This window comes from Mycobacterium kubicae (assembly GCF_015689175.1).
GTDB classification, from domain to species: Bacteria; Actinomycetota; Actinomycetes; order Mycobacteriales; family Mycobacteriaceae; genus Mycobacterium; species Mycobacterium kubicae.
This window is the reverse complement of the sequence record NZ_CP065047.1, coordinates 3,979,422-3,992,006: the sequence shown is the minus strand read 5'-3', so window position 1 is coordinate 3,992,006 and position 12,585 is coordinate 3,979,422. Positions and strand designations below refer to the sequence as shown.

Sequence of the window (12,585 nt, the reverse complement as noted above, 5' to 3'; positions counted from 1 at the left end):
AGATAGCCCTACGTGCGGCGAATGTCGCGGGTGCGGGACAGGGCTTGGGGGGACAGCGCATAGATGCGTTGCTCGGCCCGGCCGGACAGCACATAGGTCTGGGTGTCGGCGAGGTGGCGGCCGGCTATGCGCCGGGCCCGGTCGACGTCGCCTTCGGCGATCGTCTCGGCCAGCTTGACGTGCGTGTTGAGCACCGCCCGGCGCTTGGCCAGGGACGGGTAGGTGCCGCGCGCCGAGCTTTCGTCGGCCCATCGCTGCTCGTGGCTGGTCCACAAGGTTTCCAGGCTGCCGACCACCGCGATGATTGTGTGGTTTCCGCAGCCGCGGACGATGAGATCGTGGAATTGACGGCCGATTTCGGTGAAGGAGGCACCGTCGTCGAGGTTCTCCGCCATGGCGTCGTTGACCTGTTTGAGTTCTGGCACCAGGGTGTCGGCGCGGTCGGGCCGTTGCGCCGCCAGGGCGGCGCAGGCCGGCTCGAGCTCCTGCAACGCCGCGCCCAGGTCGCTGACGGCGACGGACTCGCTTTGCAGCAGCAGGCCGAGCATGTAAGCGGCGCTGGTTTTGGCGGGCGCGTGCACGACCGCGCCGCCGCGGTTGCCGCGCCGGACCGAAACCAGACCCTCGGTCTCCAAAATGCGCAGCGCTTCCCGAAGCGACACCAGGCTGACCTTGAACTGTTCGACCAGCACCTCCTGGCGGGGCAGCAGATCGCCGTCGGCCAACTCGCCGTCGATGATCTGGCGACGCAGCTCATCGGCTACGATCTCAGCAATCCTCGGCGCCGACAGGCGGCGGCGGGCGTCGGGTCCAAGTCCCAGGGCTGTCATCCGATCCTCGCAAGCTACGGCAGTAGGCAGAGCGCACGGTCGCAGGCCCGCGAACTCGTCTGGCTTAGCTATTTTAGCAGTAATGGTATAAATAGCCGCGTGAGTCACGGGCCAGACGGCCGGCCAGCACCCCTCGACGAATTGCGCGTCGTCGAGATCAGTGACCGCATCGCCGGAAGTTACTGCGGCAAGCTGCTCGTCGACGCCGGCGCGCAGGTGCGCAAAATCGAACCCCCGCACGGTGATCCGCTGCGCAGTTACTCCGCCACCTGTTCGCCGATACCGGACGGAACCAACGCCCCGCTGTTCGACTACCTCAACGCCGGCAAGACCTGCCTTGCCGTGACGCCACATTCGGATCAGTACCGCGCCGAACTCGCGGCGGCCGACGTCGTCGTGGTGACCGCTGGGCGATCTCAGGCGCCGGCTCTGGGCATTGATCCACGCCAGCTGCTGACCGACTCACGGCACGCCGTCGTGGTCACCATCTCCGATTTCGGCTGGACCGGGCCGTTCGCCGACCGGGCCGCCACCGAGTTCACTTTGCAGGCGTGGGCGGGATCACCGGGATTCCGCGGTGACCCGGCGGGGCCACCGATCGCCATCGGCGGCGACCTGGGTGAGTACATGGGTGGTGTGTTCGCTGCCTTCGGAGCGCTGGCGGTGCGCCGCCGCGTCGCGCGCGGCGGTCCCGGTGAACATCTCGACTTGTCCATGCTCGAGGCCATCACGTTGATGCAAAGCAGCGAATGGCTGCATTCCGCGCTGCTGCAAGTGCCGCCGGTGCGGCGCACCTTGGAAGTACCCTCGATAGAACCGGCCAAGGACGGCTATGTCGGCATCACGATGGTCACCGGCCAACAATGGCTGGATTTCCTGGCGATGGTGGAATGCCCTGAGCTGGAAGATATTCCGCAACTACGCTTTCAAATCGGTCGCTGGGACTATCGCGATCTCATCCGCGAATCGATCGGCCCGTGGCTGGCCGAACGGACGGTCGAGGAGATCGTCGGGTTAGGGCAACTGTTCCGGTTGCCCATCGCACCGCTGGGCACCGGCGCAACCATCCGCGACATGGACTACATGACCGAACGCCACGTCTTCGTCGGCAACCCAGCGGGATTTCACCAGCCGCGCCCGCCGTGGCTCATGTCGCGGTGCGCGCCGGCACCACTGCGTGAGGTCGCCACCACCGACGACAAACCCAGCACGGCAGCAGGACCCGGTCCTGCGTCGACCGCCGACGGGCTACCGCTGCAGGGTGTCCGCATCGTCGACCTGACCGCGTTCTGGGCCGGGCCCGCCGCCACGCACCTGCTCGGCGCGTTCGGCGCCGATGTCGTCAAGGTGGAATCGATCCAGCGTCCCGACGGCATCCGCTACTCGGGCGGGATGCGCACCGACGTGGACGACTGGTGGGAGTACGGCTGGGTGTTCCATGCCATGAACACCAACAAGCGTTCGGTGACACTGGATCTGGGTTCGGAGGACGGCCGTCGGCTCTTCACCACCCTGGTCGCCGAAGCCGACGTGGTCATCGAGAACTTCTCCCCGCGCGTGATGGACCACTTCGGGCTTACCGCCGACGTGCTGCTGGAGGTGAACCCGAAACTGGTGGTCGCGCGGATGCCTGCCTTCGGGCTGGAGGGGCCGTGGCGCGAGCGCGTCGGTTTCGCGCCGACCATGGAACAGATCGGCGGGTTGACCTGGGTGACCGGACTGCCCGAAACGCCGCCGGTCACGCCGCGGGGAGCCTGCGATCCGCTGGCCGGTGTGCACGCCGCCTTCGCGGTGCTGGCCGCGCTGGCGTATGCCGACCGCTCCGGAGAGGGCCAACAGGTCGAGTTGCCGATGGTCGAAACGGTCCTCAACACCACCGCCATCCAACCGATCGAGCACGAGGTGTTCGGCAAGACGCTGAGCCGACGGGGCAATCGGGGTCACGGCGGCGCGCTGCAGAACATTTATCGGTGCGCCGGAGACGACGAGTGGATCGCAGTCAGCGTGCGCGACGATCGGCAATGGCGGGCTCTCGTCGAGACCATGGGGACCCCATTTTGGTGCGATGAGGCGCTGTCCACCGTGGCCGGACGTCGGCACCGCGCTGACGACATCGATGCCGGGCTGCGGGACTGGTTCGCCGGGCAGCCCCTTGATGCGACGGTGGAACGTCTGGCCGGCGCGGGCGTTCCCGCCGCGCCGGTCGTCTCACCATCGTTGGTGACCGAGAACCCGCAGTTGCGTGACCGCGGATTCTTCGAGTCGTTGGACCATCCGCGCACCGGACAGAATCTCTATCCCACCCCGCCGTTCGCGCTACTTTCCGGCCAGCGCGAGTGGTTGTTGCGTCCCCCGCCCACGCTGGGGGAGCACAATGAGGAAGTGCTGCGCAATCAGTGTGGGCTGAGCGAGGAAGAAGTCGCACGCCTCGCCGCCGACGAGGTGATCGGCACCCGTCCGGCAGGCCTGTCAAGGAAGTAAGGGGACGTCCGATGCGCGTAGTCGTGGACGAGAACATGTGCGAAGCCAACGGATTCTGTGAGTCACTGGCCGCCGACATCTTCGAACTGGGTGATCAGGACGTGGTGCAAATCGCCGACGGCCCGGTGCCGCCAGACCGGGAGATCGACGTGCGGGCGGCCGTGGAACAGTGCCCTAGGGCCGCCCTGCGGCTCACCGACTGAGTGCGCTGACTGCCCGTTATCCGTTGCAGCACAACCAGTCTGCTAGCGATCCACGGACCTCGCCGCTGCGGATAACCGGCCGGCGGCCCGGCGCCTCGAGCGCCGCGGTCGGCACCGCGTTGACGTTGTATGTCTAAAATAGTAAAAATAGAACTAGTCGTCGAACCCGCGGGTGAGTGAAGGCGGCCCTGCTGCCCTTGCCGCAGGGGAAACGGAGAGCTAAGTGACGGACACAATCTCGGACTCGGCTGCACAGGCAAGCGGAGATCCGTCCGAACGCGAGTTCGGGCCGAGCGGCATCGCGCTATCGACGTACCGGTTCCCCACCGGGTGGTTCATCGTCGGCTTCTCGTCGGACCTCAAGCCCGGCGACGTCAAGCGAGTGCACTACTTCGGTGAGGAGTTGGTCCTCTTCCGCACCTCGTCGGGCAAGGCGCAGGTACTGGACGCCTACTGTCAACACCTGGGCGCCAACATGGGCGTCGGCGGAACCGTGGAGGGCGAACACATCGTCTGTCCCTGGCATGGCTGGCAGTGGCGCGGTGATGGCACCAACGCTGTGATCCCGTACAGCAAGATCGGCTGTAAGACGAACGTCCGGATCCGTACCTACCCGGTCACCGAGTGGTACGGCTTCATCCTGGTGTGGCACGAGCGGCACGGCCGCGCGCCGTACTGGCAGCCGCCGGTGCTGCCCGAACTGGAAACCAATGAGTACTACCCGCTGCACCCGCACACCCGCATGGTCAACCGGGTCAAGGTGCACGCGCAGATGATCATCGAAAACGCCGCTGACCCCTACCACGTGCAGTACGTGCACAAGGCGGCGAACCCCGCCAACACGGCGTCGTTCGAAGTCTCGGGTTACCACCTGCACGCCACCGTCAACGCCCACTTCGGCGGCGGCAGGGCCAAGACCTGGCTGACGCCGAACGGTCCGGTCGACGCCAAGATCATCTATGACAACTACTCGCTGGGCCTGGGCATCGTCCGCTTCCCCAGCGACTTGGTGGCCACCTGTCAGGTCACCGGCCAGACGCCGGTCGACGAGGATTACACCGACTACTTCTACACCCAGGCCTCCATCCGCGAGCCCGGCGACACCGGCGACCAGCCGACGGGTCGTGCCGCGAAATTCCTGGCGTTGCAGCAAGAAGTCATCAAGCAGGACTTCTTCACCTGGGAGAACATGAAGTACCTGGAGAAGCCGAATCTGGCGCCCGAAGAGGCGCACGACTATGCGGCGTTGCGGCGCTGGGCGCACCGGTTCTACCCGGGAACCGAACCCTCGCCCAACGACTTCGGGTACACCGCCGACGGCGAGCCCGACCCGGCGGCCGCCGGAGCCTGACGGCGACCCGATCGGAAAGCTGATGCGCCCTGACCGAGGTGCGCCGCCCGGAGCCGTCGATTTCGGTGTCGATCGGTTCACCGTGCCGGCCGTGCTCGATCGCCGCGCCGAGCAGTACCCCGATCGGGTGATGATGTCGATCGACGGTACCGACGTGACTTTCGAGCAGATGCGTGCCCGCTCCTGCGCCGCGGCGAACATGCTGCGAGAGTTGGGCGTTGGCGTGGGTGACTCGGTGGCGCTGTTCACCGCGACGTGTCCGGAGTGGGTGTATTTCTGGCTGGGCGCGGCGCGGATCGGGGCGGTGAGCGCGGCGGTCAACGTCGCGAACAAGGGCGAATTTCTGCTGCACACCCTACGGCTGTCCCGAGCCAAGGTCATTCTCGCCGACGGGCAGCGACGCGATCGAGTCGACGAAGTGGCCGGACACCTCGACACCGTCACCGATGTTGTGGTGGCGGGTGATTCGCTGCGCACGGCCTTACTGCGCGGTGCCGACCCGTGCGACAGTCCCGGTGACGTCGACGACGTGGGCGCGTTGTTCTACACCTCCGGCACCACCGGCCCCTCCAAAGCGGTTGCCACGACGTGGCAGTACCTGTTCACCGTCGCCGCAACGGCCACCGCGGCATGGGAGTTCGGTGCCGGCGAAACGCTGTGGACCGCGATGCCGTTGTTCCACTTGAGTGCGGCGCCCAGCGTGCTGGCCCCGATGTTGGTAGGCGGCACCACGGTTATGGCCGGCGCCTTTCATCCGACGCAAGTGTGGGACGACGTACGTGCGCACCACGCCGTCGGCTTCGTCGGCGCCGGTGCGATGGTGTCGATGCTGCACAACCTTCCCGCCGATCCGCGTGACGCCGACCTCCCGCTGCGGTTCATCTCCGCCGCGCCGATAGCCGCCAATGCCTATCACGCCATCGAGCAGCGGTACGACTGCAAAATCGTCACCATGTATGGCATGACCGAAGCGTTTCCCATTGCCGTGCAAGGCGTCTCAGACGATGGTGTGCCAGGGGCATCCGGCCGCATCAACCCGAACTTCGACGTCCGGATCGTCGGCGAAAACGGTGTCCCGGTGCCGCCGGGAACGGTAGGGGAGATCACGTGTCGGCCGCGACACCCGCACGTGATGAGCGAGGGGTACGTCAGCGCGGGGACCCGGTTGGCTGTGCAACGCCACCCCGAATGGTTTCGCACCGGTGATCTGGGCAGCCTCGACCAGGAGGGCAACCTCACGTATGTCGATCGCGTCAAAGATTCACTGCGCAGGCGCGGGGAGAACATCTCGTCGGTAGAAGTTGAAAGCGTCGTGCTGGATTTTCCGGCGGTGTCCGAAGCCGCTGCGGTTGCGGTGCCCAGCGATCTGGGCGAGGACGACATCTTGCTGGTCGTCACGTTAAAGCCCGGCGCGGCAATGAATTGCGCGGAATTGCTTGATTTCTGCGCGGCCCGCATGCCTTACTTCTGTGTGCCGCGATTCGTCGATACGGTCGATGAACTCCCGAAGAACGGCATCGGGCGGATACGGAAAGACTTGCTGCGCGCTCGCGGCCTGACCGCCAGCACATGGGATCGTGAGAGCCACGGATACGTACTTAACCGGTGAGTTACTGTTCCTTCAGATGTCAGGTGGGAGAATACAAATGACGTTGTCGTATCAGGAAGAACAGATGCTGCACGCCGCGACCGGACGTGCCGGCATTCTGGATCTGAGCGCAAGACACAATCGGGCCTATTCCGAGGGCAAGCGAGACGCCTGGATCGCGACCTTCCGCCATTCGGGCGCCAGCTACACCCGTGACGGCGAGTCGTTCACCGATTTGCGGGCGGCCTTCGACGGCGGCGACGGACAGCGTCTTATTACCGTCGACCATGAGATTCACGTCGACGGCGTCAACGCCACCCAGCGCTGCGTCGCGGTGTTGTTCGCCGCCATGTATGGCGACACGACCCTGCGAGCCACCGGAACATTCACCGACGAGCTGATCTACGAGCGGGGCGGCTGGTACTTCACTTCTCGCGCGCTGCAATGGGATTCGGTGCCCAGTCGGCACCCGCTCGTCATGTGAGAGATCCGGTGAACGATGACGCCGGGCAGCTGGCCTACCAGCTGGCCTTCGGCACCTACGAAGATGCGTTGCGCATGGTCGGCGCCGCGAGCGAACCGCGAACCGCCGGCACGGTCGTCAGCGGCGCGCGCATCCAGTTGTTCGCCGCAATGGTGCGCGACGGCAATAGGTCCTACTGGGATGACGAGTTCGCTTCGCAAACGTGGGGCGGCTTGGTCGCACCGCCCGCCCTGCTGATGGGATGGCTGGTGCCACCACCGTGGGAGCCCGCCGGGCGGCCGCCGGTGGCCTCGATCGCTCTGCGGGTGCCGCTGCCGGGAACCACGTTCATCAATGCGTCCAACGAAGCCGAGTTCTTTGATCCCATCGTCGAGGGTGACCGGTTGACCGTAGTCGAAGAGCTGCTTTCGGTCTCGCCGGAAAAGCGCAGCCGGCTAGGCGTCGGTCACTTCGTCCAAACCCAGGAGACCTACCGCCGCCAAGACGGCACGGTCGTGGCCATCAACCGAAATACGTTGTTCCGCTTCACCCCTGGGGTGCCGTCATGACGGATCTGACGTGGGACGAGCTCGATGTTCCGGTGGATCTGCCGGAGGTCGTCGATGACATCACCTATCAGCGGGTGGTGGAAAACGCCGGCGCCACCTGGGATTACTTTCCCGGACATTTCGATCCCGTCTACGCGCAAAGCCAGGGCAACCCCACCATTTTCGTCAACACCATGCACTTGGCTGGGTTCGCCGACCGTGTCGCGACCGATTGGGCCGGCCCGAGCAGCCGCGTGGTGCGCCGCTCGATGCGGTTGGCCGGATCGATCTATGCCGGGGACACCATGGTGGGTCGGGGGCGCGCCGTGGCCAAGCGGTGTGACACCTCGGTGGATCCGCCGCGCTACCTGGTCGACGTCCACATCGACGTGACCAATCAGCACGGCGCGTTGTGTTGCCCGGTCGATCTCACCCTGCAGCTGCCTGCGACTCGGTGAGCGGCGGCAATGGATGATGCGGGCGAACTGCATCTGGCGGTGTGCAGGCGGTTCGGCGCGGCCGTTGCTGCGGCGGATGGCAAGTGGGATCGTCGCTCACCTTGCGACGCGTGGGATGCCCGCGGAGTGCTCGAGCATGTGATCGGCTTTCACGACGTCTTGCTGTTGCGGCCCTTGGCGCTCAAACCCGACCGGCCGCGGGATGTTCCGCACCTTCGGTGGCAATTGACATATGACTCGTTACAGGTCGCGTTGCGATCCCGCAGGGCAGCACAACTGGATGCTTCCGCGGTGCTACCAAATCTCACCCGCGACGTCTTGATCCATACCTGGGACCTCGCTCGCGCGGTAGGCGCCGATGACCGGCTCGATCCGGCGTGGTGCCAATTCTTCTACGCCCGCTTACCGACGGATCCGCAAACCTTGAGCGCGTCGCTCATCTTCAATGCTGCGGTTGCGGTGAACAGCGAGGCGGATGTGCAGGCGAGGCTGCTCGCGCGGCTTGGCCGTGATCCTTACTGGTGCTAGCTGAGTTTCATAACGGCGGCAGCTTTCCGTTGCACAGCACCGACTGCAGCTCCACGTATTCGTCCAGGCCCTCCGGTCCGAATTCGCGCCCGAGGCCGGATTGCTTGAACCCCCCGAACGGAGTGCTGATGTCGAGCATGTACATGTTTATGCCATAAGTGCCGGTGCGGACCTTCGCGGCAATCTCGAGGCCGTGGGCGGTGTCAGCGGTCCACACCGAACCCGCCAATCCGTAGTCGCTGTCGTTGGCGATCCGGACGGCTTCGTCCTCGTCCTCGTAGGTCAACACGGTCAGGACCGGACCGAAAATCTCCTCGCGCGCTATCCGCATGTCGTTGGTCGCGTCGGTGAAAAGCGTTGGCAGCACGTACCAACCGCGTTCGGCGGGGCTGTCCTCACCGCCGATGACCAGGCGGGCGCCTTCCTTCTGGCCCGAGCGGATGTAATCCTGCACACGCTGCTGTTGACGCTGTGCCACCAGCGGTCCGATGTCGGTGGCGTCGTCGGACGGGTCACCGACGCGCAGAGAGCTCATCATCGTCGCCAACGCGTCCACGACTTCGTCGTGCCGCCGTCCGCTGACCAGGATGCGCGTCTGCGCAACGCAGGCCTGCCCGTTGTTCATCAGGCTTGCCGTCTTCAGTCCGGTCACCGTCTTGGTGATGTCGGCATCGTCGAGGATGATCGCCGCCGACTTGCCGCCCAGTTCCAGACTCACCCGTTTTAGCTGCTCCCCGCACACGGCGGCGATGCGACGCCCGGTTGCGCTGGATCCGGTGAACGCGATCTTGTCGATTCCCCGGTGCCGCACCAGCGCCTCGCCGACCGACGGGCCGCCGGTGATCACCGACACCACCCCTTCGGGGAATCCCGCCTGTTCCACCAGCTCCGCCAACCATAAAGCGTCGAAAGGGGTTTCGGGTGCCGGCTTGACGATCACCGTGCAGCCGGCGATCAGTGCAGGGATGAGCTTGGGCATGATCAGGCACTGCGGCACGTTCCATGGCACGATGGCGCCCACCACACCCACCGGGGCGCGGCGCAGGTGGGCTTCTCCGAGCACGCCTTGCCGGCGCTCCACCCAGGGGAAGTCGCGCGCGGCGGCCAGGGCCAGGTGCATCATCGACGCCGCGCCGGCCGCCTGACCGAGTCGGCTGAAGCTGCGCGGCGAGCCCATTTCGGCGGTGATGAGGTCGGCCATGCCGTCGATGTGACGTCCATAGATTGCGGCGAGGTCCGCGACCTTGCCCATCCGTTCGGCCAGGGCTAACCGTGGCCACGGACCGTCGTCGAAGGCGCGGCGCGCAGCGGTGACCGCGGCGTCGACGTCCTCGTCCCCGGCCGCCGGGACTTGTCCGATCGGCTCTTCGGTGTGCGGGGAAATGACGGTAATTCGCTCGGCGGCGGCGGGTTTGCGCCAGCGGCCTCCGATGAACAATTCTGCATAGGAACAGTGATCAGGATTTTCCGCCATCGGGGCACTCTCTGAAAGGCAAGCATTCGACCGGAATTTCGCTATTGATGCTAACATAGCGAAGAAAGCGCGCTTGATGAGATCGCGCGGTCTGGCGACAAAGGAAGCCGTCCCTTGAGTGACAACCTTCCCCAAGGCAAGGCGTGAAATGACCAGCGATTGGCGCACTTATCCGTTCCACCTGGTACCCGGTGACGACTCGCTGGATTTCCCGGCTGCTGAAGGCAATCACCCCGACCAGGAGTCGGATACGTGGTTCATCGCCGGCCAGTTGGACGCAGCCGACACTGGGCGGTCGTTCGCCTTCCTGACCATCTTCAACAGGAACCGACCCGGGGGATCGGTGGTTGCCGACTTCTACACTTTCGCGCTGTTCGATCTGGACAGCGGGGAGTACGGCACCTATACCGATTACGACATGCCGCCGCACAGCATGCAGCCGGGAGCCGAGCCGAAGATGTCGGCAGCCGCCGGTCATCTTGATCTCACCTACCGCAGCCCGGTGGGCACCGCCTCCTGGGTCACCTGCCGCGACGGGAACGAGGACTTGATCCCGTATACCTACCGCGTCACGCTGGTGGGCGAGGACCAGGCCGGCCAACCGATGGAACTGGATCTGACCGTCACGCCGACACGGGCGCCGACGCCGTTGGGCGCGGCAACGTACAACGGCAAAATCACCTGCTTTGGCCAAGACGACACCTACTCCTATTTTCAAACCGGCATGGCGATGACCGGAACGCTGCGTTGGGCAGACCGTGCAGAACAGGTGAGTGGCACCGCCGGGCATGTCGACCGACAGTGGTTCCCGCTGTACGCCGGCGGTGGAACCGGCGAGCCGCCCCGGACCAGGTCGCACGAATGGCGCACGATCAATTTCGACAACGGCGTCGATATGAGCATATGGCGACAGTTCCACCGCGCCGATGGCAATGCGTTGCAACCGTTTTCCGGCGCCACGACGAGCTATCCAGACTCCGCCGTGCCAGCACAGTGCGCAGAAGATGTCGAGGTGACGATAAGCAGCTACGTCCGATGGCCGAATACCGTCCGGACGTTGATCCGTCCGCCCTCATCGGCCCGCTATCTGCCCGACCGACACCGAATCACCTGTCCGACATTAGAACTCGATATCGTGGGCGAGCCGCTGGTGCCAGCACCGGCTCACGGTCTGCCGATCGAATACATGGAAGGTCCCTATCGCTACACCGGGACACTGGGTGGGCAACCGGTGACCGCATTCGCGTTCAACGAGCGGTCACTGGCGCTGTACCGGGACTGGGAGCTGGTGGAGGTGTTGAACACCACCGTGGCGAACATGGAACCGGTTGACCGCGACCTGTCGATGACGGCGGGACTGCTGGTGCAGCTGCTGGCCGCCGGACGTCGCAGCGAAGCGGTCGGATTGCTGACCACGGTGCGCGCCGCGCAAGAAGGTTACCTCGGAACGCTTTTGGACGACCTCATCGCGGTGGTCTCCAATCAGGAGTCAGCCGGCACCCACTGACGCCGCAGCAGTCATCCCCTTCTCGATCGCCTGAGCCCAGCTGATGTGGCGATGCTGCAGCCCAGGTTCGTTGCGGCCGAAGACCAGTCGGTCGCGGGCACCTGACTCCAAATTGGCTTGCAATGATTGCACCAGTCGGTAATCCTCGTCACGCACGGTGGCGTGGGCGTATTCGAAAACGGATTGGGCCCCGGCCGCGACCGATTCATCCGAAACATCCAGCGGCGTCGAATTCTGGTGGACGGTGATGGACCTACCGGGTCGGTCGCCGGGATAGATGCGAAAGAGCTCACCGTTGGCGATGGTCACCGACAACACGATGTTGGGGAACAAGGCGTAGATCACCACCATGTTCTGCAAGGGGTTCCACTGTTGCTCGGGAACCTCGTCGAGATCCAGTATTCCGTTGAGCGGGAAGATCAACCGGTGGTGCGGTCCATGTGCGTCGAACACCGTGCAGTTGCTGCGGGCGATCGTTGCGAACGTCTGCCGGTGCACGGTGGCGAAATGGTAATTTTCCGCGAAGGTGTCGACCGCCAGCTTCCAGTTGATGGGACAGTCGAGCACCTTCTCACCCAGCGGCGACCACCGGCCAATGCCCCACGAATCCAGCTCTTCGGCCAGGGGACCCAAGTGTGCCGCTACGTCGAGGGAGGCACCGGGTTCGAGTGCGACCCAGAGGAATCCGGCGTATTCGGCGGCCGGGAGCTCGGTCAGGCCGTCGGACTTGGGCGTGACGTCGGGAAAGCCTTCGCGGCCCGGCAGGCTGACCAGTCGCCCGGTGTTGTCATAAGTCCAGGCGTGATAGGGGCAGGTGAAGCGCCGTGCGCTGCCACACCCCGTCGCCACCTGCGCCTGCCGGTGCAGGCAGATGTTCTCGAACGCCCGGACTGAACCATCCGACGTCCGCGTCAGCAGAACCGAGCGTCCCATCACCGTCTTGGTGCAATAGGTTCCCGGGCTGGGCAGCTCGGAGACATAACCAACCAGTTGCGGGCTGGCCATCACCATCGCGGTGTCGAGTTGGTGCCTCTCGACGGAGGTGTAGTCCCTCGCGTCGACCATGTGCTGGGCAGGAGCCAGGTCGGTCGTCTTGTCACGCGCCAACTTCAAAGCGCGCCGGGTGAGGTCGATGAGTTGGTCGTGATCCATCA

General features: G+C 65.0%; 12 protein-coding genes. 9 read left to right on the top strand and 3 right to left on the bottom strand.

Annotated elements, in window-relative coordinates:
• Positions 1-8: 8 nt before the first annotated feature.
• Positions 9-830, bottom strand: coding sequence for a FadR/GntR family transcriptional regulator (locus I2456_RS18690; RefSeq protein ID WP_068032925.1), 822 nt, complete (start codon positions 828-830; stop codon positions 9-11).
• Between the two features lie 99 nt (positions 831-929).
• On the opposite strand from I2456_RS18690, the gene I2456_RS18685 reads away from it, so the two are divergent.
• The 8 genes from I2456_RS18685 (at position 930) to I2456_RS18650 (ending at position 8,450) form a co-directional block, all read left to right on the top strand.
• A complete protein-coding gene (locus I2456_RS18685) occupies positions 930-3,311 on the top strand; it encodes a CaiB/BaiF CoA-transferase family protein (RefSeq protein WP_085074777.1) in 2,382 nt (793 codons plus the stop codon).
• An 11-nt stretch (positions 3,312-3,322) separates the two neighbouring features.
• Positions 3,323-3,514 (top strand): ferredoxin, encoded by a 192-nt coding sequence (locus I2456_RS18680; RefSeq protein ID WP_068032640.1) that lies wholly within the window; start codon positions 3,323-3,325, stop codon positions 3,512-3,514.
• A 223-nt stretch (positions 3,515-3,737) separates the two neighbouring features.
• Positions 3,738-4,865 (top strand): aromatic ring-hydroxylating oxygenase subunit alpha, encoded by a 1,128-nt coding sequence (locus tag I2456_RS18675; RefSeq protein WP_068032638.1) that lies wholly within the window; start codon positions 3,738-3,740, stop codon positions 4,863-4,865.
• Positions 4,866-4,887: 22 nt separating this feature from the next.
• Entirely contained in the window at positions 4,888-6,474 is a 1,587-nt protein-coding gene (locus tag I2456_RS18670; RefSeq protein ID WP_085074776.1) for an AMP-binding protein, read from the top strand.
• 37 nt (positions 6,475-6,511) lie between these two features.
• Positions 6,512-6,937, top strand: coding sequence for a nuclear transport factor 2 family protein (locus tag I2456_RS18665; RefSeq protein ID WP_068032636.1), 426 nt, complete (start codon positions 6,512-6,514; stop codon positions 6,935-6,937).
• A 74-nt stretch (positions 6,938-7,011) separates the two neighbouring features.
• Positions 7,012-7,485, top strand: coding sequence for an FAS1-like dehydratase domain-containing protein (locus I2456_RS18660; RefSeq protein WP_276052291.1), 474 nt, complete (start codon positions 7,012-7,014; stop codon positions 7,483-7,485).
• Positions 7,482-7,922, top strand: a complete 441-nt coding sequence (locus tag I2456_RS18655) for a MaoC/PaaZ C-terminal domain-containing protein (protein ID WP_085074774.1) — start codon at positions 7,482-7,484, stop codon at positions 7,920-7,922. The genes I2456_RS18660 and I2456_RS18655 overlap by 4 nt, the downstream gene beginning before the upstream one ends.
• Before the next feature lie 9 nt (positions 7,923-7,931).
• Positions 7,932-8,450, top strand: coding sequence for a maleylpyruvate isomerase N-terminal domain-containing protein (locus tag I2456_RS18650; protein ID WP_085074773.1), 519 nt, complete (start codon positions 7,932-7,934; stop codon positions 8,448-8,450).
• A gap of 7 nt (positions 8,451-8,457) precedes the next feature.
• Here the strand turns inward: I2456_RS18650 and I2456_RS18645 are convergent, their stop codons facing one another.
• Positions 8,458-9,924, bottom strand: a complete 1,467-nt coding sequence (locus tag I2456_RS18645; protein ID WP_085074772.1) for an aldehyde dehydrogenase — start codon at positions 9,922-9,924, stop codon at positions 8,458-8,460.
• 148 nt (positions 9,925-10,072) lie between these two features.
• Here I2456_RS18645 and I2456_RS18640 point away from each other — a divergent pair, with 148 nt between their 5' ends.
• The gene (locus tag I2456_RS18640; protein WP_085074771.1) at positions 10,073-11,431 is read left to right on the top strand and encodes a lipocalin-like domain-containing protein; all 1,359 of its coding nucleotides are present in this window, start codon (positions 10,073-10,075) and stop codon (positions 11,429-11,431) included.
• Here I2456_RS18640 and I2456_RS18635 read toward each other — a convergent pair.
• The gene (locus tag I2456_RS18635; protein WP_085074770.1) at positions 11,414-12,583 is read right to left on the bottom strand and encodes an aromatic ring-hydroxylating oxygenase subunit alpha; all 1,170 of its coding nucleotides are present in this window, start codon (positions 12,581-12,583) and stop codon (positions 11,414-11,416) included. The genes I2456_RS18640 and I2456_RS18635 overlap by 18 nt on opposite strands.
• Positions 12,584-12,585 lie beyond the last annotated feature (2 nt).